Annotated in this window: 14 protein-coding genes; 9 read left to right on the top strand and 5 right to left on the bottom strand. The window is 63.5% G+C overall.

Going from position 1 to position 20,263, the window contains the following annotated elements; all coding sequences use genetic code 11:
• Positions 1–17 precede the first annotated feature (17 nt).
• Complete coding sequence (locus LUN51_RS00575; RefSeq protein ID WP_277809686.1) at positions 18–995, bottom strand: MDR family oxidoreductase; 978 nt, start codon at positions 993–995, stop codon at positions 18–20.
• A gap of 223 nt (positions 996–1,218) precedes the next feature.
• On the opposite strand from LUN51_RS00575, the gene LUN51_RS00580 reads away from it, so the two are divergent.
• From LUN51_RS00580 to LUN51_RS00610, 7 genes are all read left to right on the top strand, one after another.
• A complete protein-coding gene (locus tag LUN51_RS00580) occupies positions 1,219–1,590 on the top strand; it encodes a diacylglycerol kinase (RefSeq protein WP_246919257.1) in 372 nt (123 codons plus the stop codon).
• A 56-nt stretch (positions 1,591–1,646) separates the two neighbouring features.
• On the top strand, positions 1,647–1,826 hold the full coding sequence (locus tag LUN51_RS00585; protein ID WP_075367702.1) for a hypothetical protein: 180 nt from the start codon (positions 1,647–1,649) through the stop codon (positions 1,824–1,826).
• A 2-nt stretch (positions 1,827–1,828) separates the two neighbouring features.
• Positions 1,829–3,307 (top strand): sodium:solute symporter family protein, encoded by a 1,479-nt coding sequence (locus LUN51_RS00590; protein ID WP_277809687.1) that lies wholly within the window; start codon positions 1,829–1,831, stop codon positions 3,305–3,307.
• 97 nt (positions 3,308–3,404) lie between these two features.
• Positions 3,405–6,437, top strand: coding sequence for a bifunctional [glutamate--ammonia ligase]-adenylyl-L-tyrosine phosphorylase/[glutamate--ammonia-ligase] adenylyltransferase (glnE, locus tag LUN51_RS00595; RefSeq protein WP_277809688.1), 3,033 nt, complete (start codon positions 3,405–3,407; stop codon positions 6,435–6,437).
• A gap of 214 nt (positions 6,438–6,651) precedes the next feature.
• Complete coding sequence (locus tag LUN51_RS00600) at positions 6,652–8,235, top strand: peptide MFS transporter (protein WP_277809689.1); 1,584 nt, start codon at positions 6,652–6,654, stop codon at positions 8,233–8,235.
• 3 nt (positions 8,236–8,238) lie between these two features.
• Entirely contained in the window at positions 8,239–10,056 is a 1,818-nt protein-coding gene (locus tag LUN51_RS00605; RefSeq protein WP_277809690.1) for an aminopeptidase P family protein, read from the top strand.
• Between the two features lie 142 nt (positions 10,057–10,198).
• Positions 10,199–11,005 (top strand): potassium channel family protein, encoded by an 807-nt coding sequence (locus LUN51_RS00610; protein WP_277809691.1) that lies wholly within the window; start codon positions 10,199–10,201, stop codon positions 11,003–11,005.
• Between the two features lie 266 nt (positions 11,006–11,271).
• Here the strand turns inward: LUN51_RS00610 and LUN51_RS00615 are convergent, their stop codons facing one another.
• The 4 genes from LUN51_RS00615 to LUN51_RS00630 all read right to left on the bottom strand — a co-directional run bounded on the left by LUN51_RS00615 (position 11,272) and on the right by LUN51_RS00630 (position 17,858).
• Positions 11,272–14,115 (bottom strand): valine--tRNA ligase, encoded by a 2,844-nt coding sequence (locus LUN51_RS00615; protein ID WP_277809692.1) that lies wholly within the window; start codon positions 14,113–14,115, stop codon positions 11,272–11,274.
• Between the two features lie 102 nt (positions 14,116–14,217).
• Positions 14,218–14,670, bottom strand: coding sequence for a DNA polymerase III subunit chi (locus LUN51_RS00620; RefSeq protein ID WP_277809693.1), 453 nt, complete (start codon positions 14,668–14,670; stop codon positions 14,218–14,220).
• Positions 14,671–15,112: 442 nt separating this feature from the next.
• Complete coding sequence (locus LUN51_RS00625; RefSeq protein WP_277809694.1) at positions 15,113–16,213, bottom strand: branched-chain amino acid aminotransferase; 1,101 nt, start codon at positions 16,211–16,213, stop codon at positions 15,113–15,115.
• A gap of 121 nt (positions 16,214–16,334) precedes the next feature.
• Complete coding sequence (locus tag LUN51_RS00630; protein ID WP_277809695.1) at positions 16,335–17,858, bottom strand: leucyl aminopeptidase; 1,524 nt, start codon at positions 17,856–17,858, stop codon at positions 16,335–16,337.
• Positions 17,859–18,067: 209 nt separating this feature from the next.
• On the opposite strand from LUN51_RS00630, the gene lptF reads away from it, so the two are divergent.
• Together lptF and lptG are read left to right on the top strand one after the other, a co-directional pair.
• A complete protein-coding gene (lptF, locus tag LUN51_RS00635) occupies positions 18,068–19,150 on the top strand; it encodes an LPS export ABC transporter permease LptF (protein WP_277809696.1) in 1,083 nt (360 codons plus the stop codon).
• Entirely contained in the window at positions 19,147–20,211 is a 1,065-nt protein-coding gene (gene lptG / locus LUN51_RS00640) for an LPS export ABC transporter permease LptG (protein ID WP_277809697.1), read from the top strand. The genes lptF and lptG overlap by 4 nt, the downstream gene beginning before the upstream one ends.
• Positions 20,212–20,263 lie beyond the last annotated feature (52 nt).

The following is a 20,263-nucleotide window of genomic DNA, read 5'->3' on the forward strand; positions in this document are numbered from 1 at the left end:
AGCATTGATCCATGTGTCTAGCGACGCGGATCAATGAGCACCCGCCCGTGGGTGCGGCCTTCGAGCATGGCGTGGGCCCGGTCGGTCACGTCGTCGAGGCCAATCTCCTCGACATGCATGTGCGAAAGCAATGCATTGGGTAGTGCGGCTATGCGTTGCCATGCCGCGCGGCGCCGGTCGAACGGGATATACACGCTGTCCACGCCGAGCAGCGACACGCCGCGCAGGATGAATGGCATCACCGTCGTCGGCAGTGCGGCATCGCCGGCCAGTCCCACGGCAGCGACCTTGCCCGCGTAGTTCATTTGCGCCAGGAGGTTGGCCAGGATCTGGCCACCGACAGTGTCCACGGCGCCCGCCCACTGCGTCGATTCTAGCGGCCGGCCGCGGGCTTCGAAGTCGGCGCGGGGCAGAATGGCGTGGGCGCCGAGGGCCTCGAGCCAAGCATTCTGCTCCGGCTTGCCGGTGATGGCGTGAACCTCGAAACCTTCATGGGCAAGAATCGACACTGCCCAGCTACCCACGCCGCCGCTAGCGCCGGTCACTACGACCGGTCCATCGCCGGGCCTGAGCCCGGCTTCTTTCAGTCGCATGACACTGAGCATGGCGGTGAGTCCAGCGGTGCCGAAGAGCATTGCCTGGCGCGTGCTCAGGGGTTGCGGGCAGGGCACCAGCCAGTCGGCATCGACACGCATGGCCTCGGCGAAGCCGCCCCAGTGACGCTCGCCGACGCCCCAGCCGGTGAGGATCACACGGTCGTCGGCGGCGAACCGCGCATCCGTAGAGCTTGTCACCGTGCCGGCGAAATCGATCCCCGGCACCAATGGATAGTTGCGCACTATCTTGCCCTGGCCGGTAACCGCCATGGCGTCCTTGTAGTTGAGGTCCGAATAGTCGATCGCGACGCGTACCGCGTGTTCCGGCAGCTGACTTTCATCGAGCGTTTCGAGGCGGGCGCGGGGAGCGTCATCATGGAGCATGAGTGCACGGGGCATGGAAGACTCCTGCGGTTATGAGAAGGGCGCTTCAGCGAGCGTGAATCATTAGCCTAGCGTTAAGCCAAGAGTGTCGACAACGAGACCTTGGCGGGATACCGTCCCATGTGCGTGGCGTTGCCCTGGGTGGCGCCTTTGTTACCATCTCACTTTGCCGCGTACGTCGCCGTCCGGGTCGTTGCGTGATCGGCCATCGAGAACCCTGAGTTGAGGATCGAGCGCGATGAAATCCCACCAGACCGGCTTGCGCCACTTAACCAGTTCCACGTGCTATTCGCTCAAGGGACTGCGTGCCGCGTTTCGCAACGAAGCAGCGTTTCGCCAGGAGGTGGGCATCTGCGTGATACTCCTGCCCCTGGCGTGGTGGATCGGTGCCACGCCGGTGGAATGGTTGCTGCTGGTGGGCAGTTGTGCGCTGGTGCTGATCGTGGAATTGCTCAACAGCGCAGTGGAAACCGTGGTCGATCGCATCGGCCCCGAGCATCACGAGCTGTCCGGTCGGGCCAAGGATATCGGATCGGCGGCGGTGATGATCTCACTGATCATGGCGGGCCTGACCTGGATCTTGCTGGCCTGGCAGAAATTCCTCGGCTGACCCGTACTGTCGACGGGATCGGTTTTTCCACATTCGACCCTCATGCGAGGTGCCCCATGTTCCGACGCGTCGGTTTTGGATTGCTCGGCGTGCTGGTGGTGGCTGCCGTGATTGTCCCCTATACGTTGCTGCGTGATGTTCAGGCCTGGTACGGCAGTATGCTCTTCTGGGGGCTGATCGGTCTTGCCGTGATCGGTCTCAACCTGCTCGTCACCGCCGATTTCAAGGAGAAGTGAGCATGTCGTCGACGCTCGTGTGGACGTCGGTGCTGGTGTATGTCGTCGTCGCGTTAGGGGTGGCATGGCGCTCGCGCGAGCGTGTTCCCGGTGGGGCGACCGACATGGCGCACTATTTCCTTGGCGGGCGGCGCATGGGCGGATTGGTGTCGGCGCTCAGCTACAGCGCGACGACCTACAGTGCCTTCATGATGGTGGGGCTGGCGGGGCTGACGTACGCCGGTGGCGTCGGTGCGTTGGGCTTTGAAATCGTCTACTTCGCCGGGGTCTCGTTGGTAGCCATCTTCGGGCCGCGCTTCTGGGCGGTGGGCAAGGCATTCGGTTTCGTCACACCCAGCGAGATGCTGGGACACCGCTACGCGAATCGCGGCGTGGCCGTCGCCACGGCGCTGGTCAGCAGCCTGTTTTTGATCCCTTATGCGGCGGTGCAATTGGCGGGCGTGGGGTATCTGCTGAGCGGTATGACCGACGGTGCGATCGGCTTCACCACCGGCGTGGCGGTCGCCACCGTGCTGGCGTTGGTATTCACCTTCATCGCCGGGATTCGCTCGGTGATGTGGACCGATGCGCTGCAGGCGCTATTGATGATCGTCGCCTCGACGGCCGTGGCGCTACTGGTGGTAGCCTCGCTGGGCGGTTTCGAGACGCTGTTCGCGACGCTTGCCGATGAGCATCCCGAGGCGCTTACCGTGCCGGGCTCGGGCCTGTTCACGCCGGTGACCTTCCTCGGCCTGACGATTCCGTGGTTCTTCTTCAGCCTTTCCAACCCTCAAGTCAGCCAGCGCCTCTTCATGCCGGCTTCGCTCCAGGCCATGCGCCGCATGTTGTTGGGCTTTCTGTGCTTCGGCTTGGTCTATACCGCCGTCTCGGTGCTATGGGGCTTTTCGGCGCTGATTGCCTTCCCCGAGCTGGAAAATTCGGACCTTGCCACGCCGACCTTGTTGGCCTCCACGCATGTGCCGCCGTTACTCGGCGTGCTGGTGATGGTCGGCATCTTGGCGGCGGCGGTCTCGACCATCGACTCGATCATGCTGACGCTCTCGTCGATGCTGTCGCGGGATGTCTACGCGGTGGCCCGCCAAGGAAGCGACGAACGCCGCCAACTGTGGGTCGGCAAGGCCGTGTTGCCGCTGATAGCGCTGTTGGCGCTGGCCTTCGCCGAATTGCGCCTCGACCTGATCGCCGTGCTCTCGGTCGCCGCTTCGACTGGCCTGGTCGTCACCGTACCGGCGCTTATCGGCGCCTTCTTCTGGCGGGGCGGCAGTGCGGCGGGCGCCCTGGCGAGCATCCTCGGCGGTGGCGCCTGGGTCGTGGCGCTGTATATCACCGGCGCCAAGCCACTAGGCTGGCCACCGGGCATCTGGGCGTTGCCGGTGGCGTGCGTGCTGTTCGTCGGTATTAGCCTGATCACGTCATCGCCGCGCCGCAACGCCGAGGCGTTCATCGCCGCCGCCGAGCGTGGTTTGCCGTGGCGGCGATGAGGGGCGCTTGCCTGTAGCTTCCAAGCGAGCGGCTCCGCTAAGCTGGGGCCATCATGCTTGCCCGGCGTCGAGTGCCGGGACGTTCCAGGAGAGTGTCATGGCCCTGCCCGAAGGATTCCTACCCGACGCCGATATTCCCGCACCGTTGCACGAGGCGCTGGGTGAAGCCACCGAGCGGCTCGACGATGCGCTGTGCCTGGTCGATCGTGTCGCTCAGGCGAAGCGGTCGTCGAGCGAAGCGGATGTTGATGCCGACGAGATGCCGAGTGCTACCTGGCTGGCGCTCTCAAACGTGCGCCGCGCCGAACTGGCGCGGGTCGTAGCGCTTTCCGATTTCGCCACCGAGACGCTGGCGCGCGACCCAGGCTGGTTACCGGTGCTGGATGCCGAGGGCGAACTGGATGAGTCGCCGCCGCGCGAGGCCTGGGAGGCGGAACTCGCCGAGCGCCTCGAAGCCGCCGAAGATGAGGCGGCCATGCAGGCCGCGATACGCCGTTTCCGGCGGCTGCGCATGCTGGGCATCGTGTGGCGTGATCTATGCCGCGCGCCGCGCGGTCAGGGCGGTGAGGCTGGCATGTGGGGCACCGCACGTGATGTCAGCAGCCTGGCGGAGATCTGCCTCGACGGGGCGCTGAGTTGGCTCGAGCACCACTATGCGCCGCGTTGGGGACAACCGGCTCTCCGTGCCGACGGGTCGCCGCAACGTCTGGTGGTACTGGGTATGGGCAAGCTGGGCGCCGGCGAGCTCAATCTGTCCTCGGACATCGATCTGATCTTCGCCTTCTCCGAAGAGGGCGAGACCGAAGGCGGTCGGCGGACTCTCTCGCATCAAGAATATTTCACCAAGCTGGGCCAGAAACTCATCGGTGCGTTGGACGCGGTGACCGACGAAGGCATGGCGTTCCGTGTCGACATGCGTTTGCGTCCACTCGGCGATGGTGGGCCGCTGGTCGGCAACTTTGCCACGCTGGCCAGCTACTATCAGGACCAGGGGCGCGAGTGGGAACGCTACGCCATGCTCAAGGCGCGTCCGGTGGCTGGCGATCTCGAAGCGGGCGCCGAGCTGCTCGCCTCGCTGCGGCCGTTCGTGTATCGCAAGTACTTGGATTTTGGCGCCATCGAATCGCTGCGCGAGATGAAGCGACTCATCAATCGCGAGGTCAAGCGCAAGGGCATGGCCGACAACATCAAGCTTGGCCGCGGCGGTATCCGCGAGGTGGAGTTCGTGGTCCAGGCATTTCAGTTGATTCGTGGTGGGCGTGATACCGAACTCCAACTGACCTCGTTGGCGTCGGCCTTGCGTTGTCTGACGGACCTGGAGCTTCTGCCGGGAGAGGTGACCGATGCCCTGCGGAGCGACTACGCCTTTCTGCGTGATCTTGAGCATGCCTTGCAGGCCCAAAAGGATCGCCAGACCCAGACCCTGCCGGAGGATAGTTTGGGACGCGAGCGCTTGGCGCTGGCGCTCGATATGGCCAACTGGCCGGCGCTCGTGGCGCGCCTCGACGAGGCGCGAGGACGGGTGCGCGAGCATTTCGACGCCGTTATCGCGCCGCCTGAGGAGGAGGACGATGAGCAGAATGTCCCCGAGGATACCTCACACGAGGAACTGGGCGCACTCTGGCGCGAGGAGCTGACCCCGGCGGAGGCCCGCGAGACGCTGACGACGCTGGGGTTCGAGATGCCCGAGGCCATTTTCAAGCGGCTTACCGGTTTGCATCGTTCGCGCGCCGTGGCGTCCATGCAACGCATCGGTTTCGAGCGTCTCGATGCCTTGATGCCGTTGCTGCTCGAGGCTGTCGGCGAGAGTCACGCGCCGGATGTCGCACTCGAGCGCGTATTGCCGCTGATCGAGGCGGTGCTACGGCGCACCGCCTACTTGGCGCTGCTGCGCGAGAATCCCGATGCATTGCGTCAGTTGATTCGGCTGTGCGCTGCGAGCCCCTGGATCGCCGAGCAGTTGGCGCTTCATCCCGTGCTGCTCGATGAATTGCTGCACCCCGCCACGCTGTACTCGCCCGCCGACAAGGACGAGCTCGCCGATGAACTGCGCCAGGCGCTGGCGCGCATCCCCGAGGACGACGAAGAAGGCCAGCTCGATGCGCTGCGTATCTTCAAGCATGCCCAGGTGCTGCACGTTGCGGCCTCCGACATCGTCGGCGCCCGACCGCTGATGAAGGTCAGCGATTATCTCACCTTCATCGCCGAGGTGATTCTCGAGCAGATACTGGCGATGGCCTGGAAGCAGGTAACACGTAAGTACGGTCGCCCCTCGCACCGTCCCGGCGAGCGCGAGAGCGACGATGCTAACTTCGCGATCATCGGTTACGGCAAGCTGGGCGGCATCGAATTGGGCTATGGCTCGGATCTGGACTTGGTGTTTTTGCATGATGCCGACCCCAAGGGTGCCACCGACGGCGCCAAGGCCCTCGACAATACGGTCTTCTTCACGCGCCTCGGTCAGCGCGTCATCCATTTGCTGACGGCCATGACGCCCAGCGGTGCGCTGTACGAGGTGGACATGCGCTTGCGGCCGTCCGGCAACGCAGGGCTGCTGGTGACGACGCTTGACGCCTTCGCCGACTATCAGCACCAACAAGCCTGGACCTGGGAGCATCAGGCGTTGGTGCGTTCACGCGCCATTGCTGGCAATGCGGCGTTATGCGAGCGATTCGAGGTGGTGCGCCGGGAGGTACTGGGGCAACCACGCGAGCCTGAAAAACTGCGCGAGTCAGTCGTCGCCATGCGGCGCAAGATGCGTACGCATCTGGGCAGCAGTGATCGAGCTAGCCGCGAGGGAACGTTCCACCTCAAGCAGGACCCCGGTGGCATGGTGGATATCGAATTCCTCTGTCAGTACGCGGTGCTGCGACTGGGAGACGAGGCGCCGGAGATGCTCGCCTTTAGCGATAACATGCGCATTCTCGAAACGCTGGAGGAAAGCGGTCGTCTTCCCGCCGAGCAGGCGCGCGAGCTGCGCGAGGCGTATCTCACCTATCGCGGCATCAGCCATCGTGCCTCGTTGGCCAAGGCCGGGAGCCAGGTCGAGGTCGCTGATATCGACGACCATCGTCGCCGAGTCCGCGCCATCTGGGCGCAATGGATGCAAGACGACGATGCCTCGCGATGAGCTGTACTGGAAACAAATCGTTACTTTTCGTGCTCACGATAACTCGGTGAATGGTTAGTACGACAAAAGTTGGGTATTGATCATTCGCGTGGAAACTTTATAGTCCGCCTCCGGCGATGGCATACGTGCCATCGCTGTTTTGTTTCGCCGCTCGCCCACAAGGCATGGCGAACGTCAGGCACAACCTGAAAGTTATCAACGAGGCAGATAGTCAATGCGCTCTACCACGGATGTAGCATCGCCCCGCTCCGAAGAGGATCGGGGTTTCGCCGGCCACCCTCGTGCGCTGGGGCCGTTATTCTTCACCGAAATGTGGGAGCGTTTTTCCTACTACGGTATTCGCCCGCTGCTCGTGCTGTTCATGGCCGCCACGGTGTTCGAGGGGGGACTGGGCTTCTCGCGTGAAACAGCCTCGGCCATCGTCGGTATCTATGCTGGCGCCGTCTATCTGTCGGCCTTGCCCGGCGGTTGGCTGGCGGACAACTGGCTGGGCCAGCGACGCGCCGTCTGGTACGGCTCGGTCCTCATTGCCTTGGGGCACCTTTCTATCGCGTTCTCTGCCGTCTGGGGCGCGACCTGGTTCTTCATCGGGCTGGTGCTGATCGTGCTCGGCTCGGGACTTTTCAAGTCCTGCATCTCGGTGATGGTGGGTAGCCTGTATGATCAGGGCGATGTGCGCCGCGACGGCGGCTTCGCGATCTTCTACATGGGGATCAACATCGGCGCCTTGCTGGCCCCGTTGTTCACCGGCTTGCTGATGCGCGAGTACGGTTGGCATTGGGGCTTCGGCATCGGTGGGCTGGGCATGTTGGTGGCCTTGCTGATCTTTCGCCTATCGGCCATTCCCTCCATGCGCCGTGGCGACAGTCTGCGGGGCCGCGCCGCCAGTTGGGATACGCCGTCGGTACAGCGTCGCGGCGTAGGCTATTACGTCGCTGGCTTGGCGATTGCGATGGCGGGTTTTATCGCCCTGGTGGCGAACGGCGTGATCACCTTGAACGCCGTTGCGATCGCTGAGGCCATGACCACGGTCATCATCGTCTGTGCGTTGGGGTATTTCGTCTTTCTATTTGGTTTTAGCGGGCTCGATAAGCAGGAGCGGGCGCGTATCGTCGTGTGTTTCATCCTGATCATGGCGGCGGCGTTTTTCTGGGCGTCCTTCGAACAGCAGCCGACGTCTTATAACCTGTTCGCCCACGACTACACCGACCGCATGTTGTTCGGCTGGGAAGTGCCGGCGGTGTGGTTTCAGTCGTTCAACCCGGTTTTTATCATCTTGCTGGGGCCGCTCTTCGGCTGGCTTTGGCCGGCACTCGGCCGCCGCCGCCTGGAGCCCGGCAGCCCGGTGAAGTTCGTGCTCGGGCTGCTGTTTGCGGCCGGCGGCTTTGCCTTGATGATGTTCGCGGCGATGCGCGTGGCCGGTGGGATAGATCAGGTCTCGCCGTTGTGGATCACCGCCAGCCTGTTGCTGTTGACGATCGGCGAGCTGTGCCTGAGCCCGGTCGGGCTCTCGACCATGAGCGCGCTGGCGCCGACCAAGCTGCGCGGCCAACTGATGGGGTTGTGGTTCACCGCATCGGCGCTGGGGAATCTGGTCGCCGGGTTGATCGGCGGACACGTCAATGCCGAAGAGCTGGAACAGTTGCCGGCGTTGTTCGGTCGCTGCGCGGTGGCGCTGGTGCTGTGTGCCATCGTGTTGGCGCTGCTGACGCCGTTCATCAAGCGTATGCTGAAGGGCAATCCCACCGTCGATCCCGCCGGTGCTTCGTCTCCATCCAACGCCACCACCGGAGCCTGAGTCATGCCGCTGAGTGAATCTTCCCAAATGTCCGCCGCCCGTCTGGCCACGCTGCGCGATGCCATGCGCGAGCAAGGCATCGACGCCTGGTGGTTGCCATCGTCCGACCCGCACAGTTCCGAATACCTGCCGCATCACTGGCAGGGTCGCGCTTGGCTTTCGGGCTTCGATGGTTCTGTAGGCACGCTGGTGATCACCCAGCAGGCGGCCGGGCTATGGGTGGACAGCCGCTACTGGGTACAGGCCGAGCAGCAACTGGCCGGGAGCGGCATCGAATTGATGAAACTCCAGCCCGGCCAGGCGCAGCGGCCCATGCAGTGGCTCGCCGAGCAACTTCCCGCAGGCGCCACGGTAGGCTTCGACGGCGCCGTGGTGTCGGCGGCCAACGTGCGTCAGATGGAGGCGCATCTGGCGCCGAAAGGGATCCGCTGGGAAGGCCACCGGGATTTGCTTGATGCCATCTGGCCGGACCGCCCCGCGTTGCCCGAGGCGCCGGTGCGTGCCCACCCGAGCGATTACGTAGATACCGCGCGGCGCGAAAAGCTGGCGACGTTGCGCGAGGAAATGGAGGCCCAAGGCGCCGATACGCACTTAGTCTCGACCCTCGACGACATTGCCTGGCTGACTAACCTGCGCGGCTCGGATGTCGACTTCAATCCGGTGTTCTTATCGCACCTGCTCGTCGAGGTGACGCGTGCCACCTTGTTCGTCGCCCCGGGCAAATTGGATGACGCCTTGGTCGGCAAGCTCGCCGACGACGGCATTGATGTCGCCGATTACGCGTGGGTGGCGGAGCGTCTCGCTGGGCTGTCTGCCGACGCGCGCCTGTTGATCGATCCGGCACGGGTCAGCCTGGCGCTGACGGAGGCCGTGCCGGAGGGCGTGACCGTGGTCGAGGCCTTTCAGCCGAGCACGCTTGCCAAGAGCCGCAAGAGCGATCGCGACATCGAGCATGTGCGCCACGCCATGGAGGAGGACGGCGCTGCGCTGTGCGCCTTCTTCGCCTGGCTGGAAGACGCATTGGCCAGCGACGAGACGGTAACCGAGCTGAACGTCGACGAGCGTATCACCGCCGCACGCGCTGAGCGCGACGGCTTCGTCTCGCGGAGTTTCGCGACCATCGCCGCCTTCAACGCCAATGGGGCGCTGCCGCATTATCACGCCACGCCGGCGGCGCATTCCGTGATCGAAGGCGATGGTTTGCTGTTGATCGACTCGGGCGCCCAATACCTGGGCGGCACCACCGACATCACCCGTGTGGTGCCGGTGGGCGAGATCGACGCGGCGCACCGGCGCGATTTCACCCAGGTGCTCAAAGGCACCATCGCGCTGTCGCGTGCCCAGTTCCCGCGTGGCATCCCATCGCCGCAGTTGGATGCCATTGCCCGCGCGCCGCTGTGGGCCGCAGGGATCGACTATGGGCATGGCACCGGGCACGGTGTGGGCTATTTCCTTAATGTCCACGAAGGGCCACAGGTGATCGCGTGGTACGCGTCGCCGACGCCGCAATCGGCCATGCAACCCGGCATGATCACCTCGATCGAGCCGGGCGTCTATCGGCCGGGGCAGTGGGGCGTGCGCATCGAGAACCTGGTGTTCAATCGTTCGGCTCAGCCCAGTGACTTCGGCGAGTTCCTGCATTTTGAGACGCTCACGCTGTGCCCCATCGATACCCGAGCCATCGATATTGCACTGCTCGATGATGCGGAAATCGCCTGGCTCAACGCCTACCATGACGAGGTTCGTCAACGCTTGATGCCCAAGGTCGAGGGGCCGGCTCGTGATTGGCTCGAGCGGCGTACGACGCCCATCGCCCGCTAAACACTCGCCACACGTTAAGAAATGCCGGGCCCATGGCTCGGCATTTTTCTGACAATAGCCACCTGGCGGCCGATGTTCGAGAATGGGAAGGGGCGTGTCGCGTCCATCGTCATGAGCTATCTGGGCCACCAAGGAGACTCGTATGCCGGTCAGTCAGGAGCGTATCACGCCCTTCCAGCTTGTCGTTCTGGTGCTGTCCTTCTACGTGATTGGCGCCTTGTTGGCGGATCTTTTCCTGACGCTGCCGACCGAAGTCTCGCGGCTGCTGGGCTACATGGACTGGGTGGTGTGCGTGTTCTTCTTCGTGGATTTCTGCCTGCGCTTTCGCGCCGCTCCCGACAAGTGGCGCTACATGCGCTGGGGGTGGCTCGACCTTCTGGCTTGTATCCCGCCGGGGCCTTTCCAGGGGGCGCGATTGTTCCGTGTCGTGCAGATGCTGCGGGTGATCCGTGCGCTGAAATCCCTGCACATGATCTGGCGGGTACTGTTTCGCAATCGTGCCGAGGGGGTATTTGCTTCGGCGGCGACCGCCACGTTGCTGCTGGTGGCGTTCGGGGCGATCACCATGTTGCTGGTCGAGTCACCGCATCCACAAAGTCCCATCGACACCGCAGAGGAAGCGCTGTGGTGGGCCTTCGTGACGGTGACCACGGTGGGCTATGGCGATTATTACCCGGTCACCACCCTGGGTCGGGTCGTGGCGATCTTTCTCATGGTCGGCGGTGTGGGGCTATTCGGGAGTTTCGCGGCGTACATCGGCTCGTTGGTGGTGTCCGATGACAGCGAGCATGAATCGCGACAGCACAAGGCGGACCGCGAGATGATGCGGCATCTTTCCCGACAGATCGAAAGCCTGAACGCCGAGGTTACGTCCCTGAGGACGCTGCTGGAAGCGCGGGACTCGGAAGGCGCCACGCCTCGGGCGCCGGCGACGCGCGACAAGGATTGAAGAGAACTATCGCTATCATGCTAACAATTTATTGGTGGCACGAGCCGCGTAGGGATAAAGTAAGCGGCATCTGGTGCTCATCAGATGTTCCATCCCTGCATCGTTTCGCGATGCACCCCTAGTAGTACCCTGCCTCGACCCGCGCAGCCCCCTGGCGCGGGTTTTTTTATGTGCCGTGCCCCTGACATGAAAACGCCCATGCGGCGTGAACCGCATGGGCGTTTTCGGTTTGCGCCGGCGTTGTCCCGACGTTGTGACAGCGGCGCTTACAGCGCGGCGATCTTGTCGCGTTGCTCGCTGAGGTGCTGACGGCTGGCCTGGGCGTCGGCGAGCTTGGCGCGTTCTTTCTCGACGACCTCGGCGGGGGCCTTGCTGATGAAGCCCTCGTTGCCGAGTTTCTTCTGGATGCCGCCGATGAACTTGTCCTGCTTGTCGATTTCCTTGGCCAGGCGAGCCAGTTCGGCGTCCTTGTCGATCAGCCCCGCCATGGGCACCAGCACTTCCATGTCACCGACCAATTGGGTGGCGGCGAGCGGAGCCTGGTCGGGATCGTCGAGCCAAGTAATGCTCTCGAGCTTGGCCAACTTGGAGAGGAACAGCCGATAGGCTTCCAGGCGTTCGCGGTCGGCTTCTGCGCCCTTGGTGAGCAGTGCCTTGAGCGGCTTGCCGGGGGCGATGTTCATCTCGGCGCGGATATTGCGCACGGCGATGATCACGCCCTTGAGCCATTCGATATCGCGCGTGGCGTTCTCGTCGATGCGGCTCTGGTCGGCCTGCGGCCAGGGTTGGGCCATGATCGAGTCATCGCCGCCTTTATGGGTGCCGGCCAGCGGCGCGACGCGTTGCCAGATCTCTTCGCTGATGAACGGCATCATCGGATGCGCGAGGCGCAGGACGGTTTCCAGCACCCGCACCAGCGTGCGGCGCGTGCCACGCTTGGCGGCGGCAGTGGCGTTGTCGTCCCACAGCACCGGCTTGGAGAGTTCCAGGTACCAGTCGCAATACTCGTTCCAGACGAAGTCGTAGAGCGCCTGCGAGGCGTGGTCGAAGCGGAACTCTTCCATCGCGCGGGTCACCTGGGCCTCGGTCTGCTGCAGACGCGAGACGATCCAGCGGTCGGCCAGCGACAGCTCCACTTCACCCTCGTGGCCGCAGTCCTCGCCCTCGGCGTTCATCAGCACGTAGCGCGAGGCGTTCCACAGCTTGTTGCAGAAGTTGCGATAGCCGTCCAGGCGGCCCATGTCGAACTTGATGTCGCGCCCGGTGGTGGCCTGCGAGAGGAAGGTAAAGCGCAGCGCATCGGTGCCGTGGGGCTCGATGCCTTGCGGAAACTCGTCACGCGTGGCCTTGGCGATGGCCTTGGCCTTTTGCGGTTGCATCATGTTGCCGGTGCGCTTGTCGATCAGCGCGTCCAGGTCGATGCCGTCGATCAGGTCGATGGGGTCGAGCACGTTGCCCTTGGACTTGGACATCTTCTGACCCTGGCCGTCGCGCACCAGGCCATGCACGTAGACCTTCTTGAAAGGCACCTCGTCGGTGAACTTCAGCGTCATCATGATCATCCGCGCGACCCAGAAGAAGATGATGTCGAAGCCGGTGACCAGCACGCTGGACGGGTGGAAGGTCTCGAGTTCCGGGGTCTGCTCCGGCCAGCCCAGGGTGCCGAAAGTCCACAGGCCTGAGCTGAACCAGGTATCGAGGACGTCTTCGTCTTGGGTGAGGGCCACGTCGGCGGCGAGGCCGTACTTGTCGCGGGCTTCCTCGGCGCTGCGCGCCACGAAGACATTGCCATCCGCGTCGTACCAGGCCGGAATGCGATGCCCCCACCACAGTTGGCGCGAGATGCACCAGTCCTGGAGGTCGCGCATCCAGGCGAAGTACATGTTCTCGTAGTTCTTGGGCACGAACTCGATGTCGCCGTTCTCCACCGCGGCGATGGCCGGCTTGGCCAGTTCCTCGACGGCCACGAACCATTGATCGGTCAAGAGTGGCTCGATGACGTCGCCGGAGCGGTCGCCATAGGGCAGGGTGTTGTTGACGGTTTCGATCTGCGCCAGCAGTCCGGCGGCCTGCATATCGTCGACGATGGCCTGGCGCGCCGCGAAGCGGTCGAGCCCGACGTAGGCGGACGGCAAGGCGGTGTCGATCTCGCCGAGCGGGCGGCCCTGGATATCGAAGGCTTCGGCGCGCGGCAGGATGCTGGCGTCCGGGGTGAAGACGTTGATCAGCGGCAGTTGCTGGCGGCGACCGACCTCGTAGTCGTTGAAGTCGTGGGCGGGGGTGATCTTCACGCAGCCCGAGCCCTTGTCCATGTCGGCATGCTCGTCGGCGACGATGGGAATGCGACGCCCAACCAGCGGCAGTTCGACGAACTTGCCGATCAGCGAGGCGTAGCGCGGGTCCTCGGGATTGACGGCGACACCGGTGTCGCCGAGCAGCGTCTCGGGGCGCGTGGTGGCGACGATGAGGTGACCCTGACCGTCATCGGTGGTCACGCCGTCGGCCAGCGGATACCGGAAATGCCAGAATTGGCCTTGCTGATCCTTGTTCTCGACTTCCAGGTCGGAGATCGCGGTATGCAGTGTCGGGTCCCAGTTGACCAGGCGCTTGCCGCGATAGATGAGCCCCTCGTCGAACAACCGCACGAAGACTTCCTGCACCGCCTTGTAGAAGCCGTCGTCCATGGTGAAGCGCTCACGCGACCAGTCGACGCTGGCGCCCATGCGGCGCAGCTGCCGGGTGATATGGCCGCCGGATTCGTGCTTCCACTCCCAAATCTTGTCGGTGAAGGCGTCGCGCCCCAGGTCGTGACGACTCTTGCCGTCTTCCGCCGCGACCTTGCGTTCCACCAGCATCTGCGTGGCGATGCCGGCGTGGTCGGTGCCCACCTGCCACAGCGTGTTGTATTGCTGCATGCGGCGCCAGCGAATCAGGGTATCCATGATGGTGTCCTGAAAGGCGTGGCCCATGTGCAGGCTGCCGGTCACGTTAGGCGGCGGAATCATGATCGAGTAGGGCTCGCCCTGGCCCGAGGGGGCGAAACGGTTGGCGTCTTCCCAGCGCTGATACCAGCGGGTTTCGATCTGATCGGGTTGGTAGGTCTTGTCCATGGGCGTCGGTCGGCTCTTGAAATACGGTCATCACGGCGCATGGCCGTGGCGAAAAATGCCGACAAGTATAACCCCGTAAGCGGGGTGACGTCATGGCGGCGCTCAGCCCGCGGCGTTGCGTGAGGTGCCGGTGAGGTCGTTGGCTTTGACGGGGTAGCCGCGCTTTTTATAGGTCTGCCAGCAGGCGCGCTTGGCGGTCAACACATCCTGATGCTGGTTGATGATCTCGGCGACGCGCTCGAAGCGTGAGAACCACTCGGGAATCTCAGGGTGCAGGTTGAGCATCGCCTCCACACCGGGCTCCGGCGGCGTTTCCCAGCCCAGGGTCACCGGCGGCAGGGGATCGACTTCGTCGGCCAGCACCGCGTGAGGCAGGTAGCTTTCGGGCTTGAAGGTCCACAGCCGATCATCGAGATCGCGCGCCATGGCTTCGTCCTCGGTGTGGATATGCAACCGATAACCCTTGCGGTGGATGGTCTCCGCCAGCCGGCAAGCGAAGTCCAACCGCGCGTCGAGCGTGGTATCGGGCAAGATGTAGAAATCGACTTGGGTCATGGGCCCCTTCGGGGAGTCGTAAGTTGTAAGAGCGGCGCTACGCGCCTGGAAGCTGGAAGAAAGACAATCCCGGCTACGAGCTACGAGCTACGAGCTACGAGCTACGAAAGGTAGACTATCTGATTCTTTGGCTTACAGCCCAACACCCGAGCGATTGAGCGAGCTAGCCTCAGGCAAGGCGAATCCAGCTAAGCGAGCGCAGTTGAGGGTTCTTCAATGAGCATCGCGAAGCTGGATTCAACGCCGCCTGGGCGACGCGCAGCCAATCGATGTTGACTAAACGCCGCCGTCGGTATCGATCAACGCGCCGGTAATCAGCATCACTTTCGTCATCGTGACCTCCTTGCCGTAAAAAGCGGACGACACGGCCGGGCCGTGCCATCGTATGAGGGACTCTTTATCAGGCTGATTCAGCCGAACCGATTCAGTCAGCCTAGGCGTCTCAGGCCAGGCGTGTCAGCCAGTTGCGGGTGTCTTCGCTGCGGCCGTATTGCAGGTCGAGCAGTTCCTTGCGCAGGCGCTTGCCGACCTCACCGCCGCTATCCGCCGTGAGGCGAATGCTCTCGTCTTCGCTGCGCAGCTCGCCGACCGGGGTGATGACGGCGGCGGTGCCGCAGGCGAAGACCTCGGTAATCTCGCCGGACGCCGCACCGGCGCGCCACTCGTCGATACTGATGTGACGCTCCTCGGGCGTCAGGCCCTGATCCCGGGCGAGTTCCAGGATGGAGTCACGGGTGACGCCTTCGAGGATGGTGCCGGTCAACTTGGGCGTGACGATGCGCCCGTCCTTGTAGACGAAGAACAGGTTCATGCCGCCGAGTTCCTCGATCCACTTGTTCTCGGCGGCGTCGAGGAAGGCGACCTGGGCGCAGTCGTGCGCTTCGGCTTCTTTCTGGGCTGCCAACGAGGCGGCGTAGTTGCCTCCGCACTTGGCATAACCCGTACCGCCGGATGCGGCCCGCTTGTAATGCGAGGACAGCCAGATGGAGACCGGATTCACCCCACCCTTGAAGTACGCCGCCGCCGGCGAGGCGATGACGTAGTAATCGACCTCTTTGGAGGGCCGCACGCCGAGGAAGGTCTCGCTGGCGATCATGAACGGACGCAGGTAAAGGCTCGACTCCTCGGCGGCGCTGGCTGGCGTCGGTACCCAGACATTGTCCTGAGAGAGCAGTGCCTTGAGCGAGCCGATGAAGTCCTCGTCGGAGAGCTCGGGCAGTGCCAGGCGCCGCGCGGAAGCGCGGAAACGCTCGGCGTTCTTCTCGGGGCGGAAGGTCCATACCGAGCCGTCGGCATGACGGTAAGCCTTGATGCCCTCGAAGATTTCCTGGGCGTAATGCAATACCGCCGCTGCCGGGTCCAGCGTCAACGGCCCGTAGGGGCGGACTTCGTGGCCATGCCAGCCGACATCGCTCGTCCAGCGGATATGAGCCATGTGGTCGCTGAAATGACGACCGAAGCCGGGGTTCTCGAGAATCGTCTCGCGCAGGGCGACATCCTTGGGATGTGCATTAGGCCGTATATCGAAGCCTGAAGGGGTCACTGAAGTTCTCCGTCAAATCTGGCGCTCGGTCGGATGCCGAGAATGGCACAGGCGCGTCGGATGAGGAAAGGCCGGCGCGCCTGCTGCTTACGTTAGCATGCAAATTGTTTACTGCGAAGGGTCACTCGACGCTGGGACGCGTCTCGTTGGCCTCGGTTTCGCGGTCGAGCAAGTACTGGGTCAACAGGCCTACGGGGCGGCCGCTGGCGCCTTTCTTTTCACCCGAACTCCAGGCGGTACCGGCGATATCCAGGTGCGCCCAGGGATAGGCATCGGCGAAACGCGACAGGAAGCAAGCTGCCGTGATGGTGCCGGCGGGGCGACCGCCGATGTGGGCCAGGTCGGCGAAGTTGGAATCGAGCTGGCTCTGGTACTCGTCCCACAAGGGCAGGTGCCAGGCGCGGTCCCAGGCGTTCTCGCCGGCGTCGAGCAGGTCCAGCGCGAGATCGTCGTCGTTGGACAGTAGCCCCGAGGCGTGATGGCCCAGGGCGATGATCGCAGCGCCGGTCAGGGTGGCGATATCCACCACGCTGGCGGGCTTGAAACGCTCGATGTAGCTGAGCGCGTCGCACAGCGCCATACGCCCCTCGGCGTCGGTGTTGAGGATCTCGACGTTGAGTCCCTTGAGGGTCTTGACGATGTCGCCGGGCTTGATGGCGCGGCCATCGGGCATGTTCTCGGCACTTGCCACCACGCCGATGATATTGATCTTGGGCTTGAGCGCGAGCACCGTCTTCATGGTGCCGAAGACGCTCGCGGCGCCGCACATGTCGAACTTCATCTCATCCATGCCGGCTCCCGGCTTGAGCGAGATACCACCGGAATCGAAGGTGATACCCTTGCCGACGAGGACGTGGGGGGCTTCGTCCGGGTCCTCGGCGCCGCGATACTGCATGATGATCAGGCGCGAGGGTTCTTCGCTGCCCTGGCCCACGGAGAGCAGGGCGTTGGCGCCCAGCGCTTTCAGCGCGTCCTCGTCAAGGATCTCGACATCCAATGTGCCATCGGTATCCGCTGCCAGTTTTTGTGCCTGCTCGGCGAGGTAGCGCGGCGTGCAGACATTGCCGGGCAGGTTGCCCAGGGTGCGCGTCAGCGAGACCCCTTCGCCGACGGCGGAACCGATGCGCGCGCCTAGCTCGGCCTGAGGCGTTTCGTCCTGGTCGCTGACCAGTAGCGTCAGGCTCTTGAGACGCGGCGCGGGAGCAGGCTGCGACTTGAAGTCATCGAAGCGGTAGCAGGCACGATGCGCGGCTTCCAGTGTGACGCGAGCCTTCCAGGCGGTGTCGCGTTCGCCGACCGGCACGTCGGTGAACGTAGCGGCTACGTCGTCGAGCGGTAGCTTGACGATGGTAGCGAAGGCGGCGTCGAGGGCCTTGATGAGCTGGCCCTCGCCGCACTTGGCGCGCTCGCCGAGGCCGACGAGCAGCAAGCGCTCGGCGCCAAGGCCGGGCGCGAACGGGATCAGTTGTACGTTGCCGAGGCTGGGCTCGAAGTCGCCCCGGTCGAGAAGCTGGCCGATCAGGCGTTCACTGGCGTCGTCGAGCTTGTCCGCCGCCGGCAGCAGGTCCCCATCCTTGAAGACGGGCACGATCATGCATGCCGTTTCGACCTTGGCCGGGTTGACGTTGATTACGGGGGATTCCATGAAGTCTCCACACGACTGAGCTGACATGACTTGTCTCGTGGCGAGACAAGTGTCCGGGTATTCTGGATAATGCCGACAAGGATGCCGGCGCTGAACGTATTCCAGTGTACGCAAAGCCGGAACGCAATGCATGGGGAGGGTGGTCGAAGGCTGCATTGGGCCCTGCAAGGGGTCGTCGTGGACCAGGGAGCCGACCCGGGAGAAGACGCTTGATCGTATTCCGCTATTTAACGCGCGAGATCCTCGCCACCATGGCTGCCGTGGCCGGCGTGCTATTGCTGGTGATCATGGGCAGCCGCTTCATTCGCTATTTCGGCGATGCCGCGCAAGGGGATATTCCCGCCAACATTCTCGGCACCCTGATGCTTTTCCATCTGCCCGGGTTCATGGAGCTGGTGCTACCGCTGTCGTTCTTTCTCGGCATTTTGCTGGCGTTCGGGCAGCTTTACCTCAATAGCGAAATCACGGTGCTGGTGGCCTGCGGCATCAGCCCCAACCGGCTGTTGCGAGTGACGCTGTGGCCGGCAGTGCTGGTGGCAATTCTGGTGGCCGTGTGCAGCCTGTGGCTAACCCCGAGTGGAGCCCGCCACAACGAGATGGTGCTCGAGGAACAGAAAAGCCGGCTCGATTTCTCGGTGCTGCAACCGGGGCGTTTCCAGGAGTTCGGCAGCGGGCGTACGGCCTATACCGAGAGTCTCAACGATGACCGCTCGCGGATGGAAAACGTCTTCATCAGCGAACGCCAGCCACGCAACGATGGCACACCGGAGACGGTGGTCACCCGTGCCGAAGGCGGCTATCAGACGGTCGACGAGGATACCGGCAGCCGCTTTCTGGTGCTGACCGATGGCGAGCGCTATAGCGTCGAACCAGGAAAGAACGTCGCCGAGCGGTTGCAGTTCGACACCTATGCAGTGCGTCTTTCACAGTCCAGCGAACGCATCAATCTCGACGCGGCCGAGCTGACCTCGACGCCTGAGCTCATCGAGCGGGGTGGCAATGAAGCCTGGGCGAACCTGCAGTGGCGGCTTTCCATGCCACTGATGGTGCCAATCCTCACCCTGCTGGCGCTGCCGCTGTCGCGCGTCAATCCGCGCCAGGGACGTTTCGCCAAGTTGATGCCGGCGATCTTCTTGCACATCAGTTATTTGAGTTTATTGCTGGCGGCACAGGACGCCATCTCGCGTGGCTCGCTGGCGCCCTCCATCGGCATGTGGCCGATCCACTTGGGATATCTGCTGTTGGGGATCTGGATGACACGCCGTGATCAGCGCCGAGGGGGCCGCACATGATTTTCGACCGTTTCGATCGCTACATTGCGCGCAATGTGCTGTCGGCCATGCTGGTCGTGCAGGTCATGATCCTGGGGCTGGACCTGGTCATTTCCTATATCAACGATCTCGGTGACGTCGAGGGTAACTACAGCGCTCTGGACGTCTTTGCGTATCTGCTGATGCGCCTGCCGTGGCGGTTTTATCAGTATGCACCGGTAGGCGTGCTGATCGGCGCCTTGATCGGCCTGGGCAGCATGGCATCGAGCAACGAGTTGACGGTGATGCGCGCCTCCGGGCGTTCGCTGGCCCGTATTCTGTGGGGTGCCATGAAGCCGTTAGGCTTGGTGATCATCCTGACCATGGCGGTCAGCGAATGGGTCAGCCCGGTGACCGAGCAATACGCGGAAGCCTGGCGTCTGGAACAACTCGAGGGCGAGGGTGCGATCCTCTCCGAACGCGGCGGCTGGCAGCGCGAGGGCGATGACTTCTATCGCTTCGGCACCATCCGCGCAGACGACGTGGTCATCGATGTCACGCGATACCACTTCGATGGCACACAACTGGTCAGCGCCACGCATGCCGATCGTGCGGTCTGGGAAAACGGCAGCTGGCAATGGCAAAACATCGAGGAAACGCGTTTCGAAGATGGGCGGACCGTCGTCGAGACTACTGACAAGCGTACCTGGGAAACCTCGTTCACCCCCGCCCAGCTCAATCGTCTGTTGCGCCCATTGGAGAGCCAGTCGCCCAGCGACTTGTGGCGTTACGCCAGTTACCTGGGTAACCAGGGCCTCGAGGCGACGCAGCCGCTTCTGTATTTCTGGCAGAAAATGCTGCTGCCCTTCACCCTAGCGGGCTTGATGCTAGTAGCCGCGTCGTTCGTGTTCGGTCCGCTGCGCACCGTGGCTGCCGGCACGCGAGTATTCTACGGCATCATCGTCGGCGTCTCGTTCAAATACCTGCAGGATCTGCTGGCGCCGGCATCGATGCTGTTCGGCTTCTCGCCGGTATTCGCGGTGTTGGTGCCCACCGTGGCCTGCTATGCGTTGGGCATCGTGCTGCTCAGGCGTACCGGCTGACGGAAACGACACGCAAACCACAACGCAACGCCCCCGGCGCCGTGATTTCGAC

Origin of the sequence: Chromohalobacter canadensis (assembly GCF_029544075.1) — a bacterium.
In the GTDB taxonomy this organism is placed as follows: Bacteria; Pseudomonadota; Gammaproteobacteria; order Pseudomonadales; family Halomonadaceae; genus Chromohalobacter; species Chromohalobacter canadensis_A.

Coding starts and splice junctions, on each gene's coding strand:
- LUN51_RS00575 (WP_277809686.1), bottom strand. CDS start 995: ATGCCCCGTGCACTCATGCTCCATGATGACGCTCCCCGCGCCCGCCTC.
- LUN51_RS00580 (WP_246919257.1), top strand. CDS start 1,219: ATGAAATCCCACCAGACCGGCTTGCGCCACTTAACCAGTTCCACGTGC.
- LUN51_RS00585 (WP_075367702.1), top strand. CDS start 1,647: ATGTTCCGACGCGTCGGTTTTGGATTGCTCGGCGTGCTGGTGGTGGCT.
- LUN51_RS00590 (WP_277809687.1), top strand. CDS start 1,829: ATGTCGTCGACGCTCGTGTGGACGTCGGTGCTGGTGTATGTCGTCGTC.
- glnE (WP_277809688.1), top strand. CDS start 3,405: ATGGCCCTGCCCGAAGGATTCCTACCCGACGCCGATATTCCCGCACCG.
- LUN51_RS00600 (WP_277809689.1), top strand. CDS start 6,652: ATGCGCTCTACCACGGATGTAGCATCGCCCCGCTCCGAAGAGGATCGG.
- LUN51_RS00605 (WP_277809690.1), top strand. CDS start 8,239: ATGCCGCTGAGTGAATCTTCCCAAATGTCCGCCGCCCGTCTGGCCACG.
- LUN51_RS00610 (WP_277809691.1), top strand. CDS start 10,199: ATGCCGGTCAGTCAGGAGCGTATCACGCCCTTCCAGCTTGTCGTTCTG.
- LUN51_RS00615 (WP_277809692.1), bottom strand. CDS start 14,115: ATGGACAAGACCTACCAACCCGATCAGATCGAAACCCGCTGGTATCAG.
- LUN51_RS00620 (WP_277809693.1), bottom strand. CDS start 14,670: ATGACCCAAGTCGATTTCTACATCTTGCCCGATACCACGCTCGACGCG.
- LUN51_RS00630 (WP_277809695.1), bottom strand. CDS start 17,858: ATGGAATCCCCCGTAATCAACGTCAACCCGGCCAAGGTCGAAACGGCA.
- lptG (WP_277809697.1), top strand. CDS start 19,147: ATGATTTTCGACCGTTTCGATCGCTACATTGCGCGCAATGTGCTGTCG.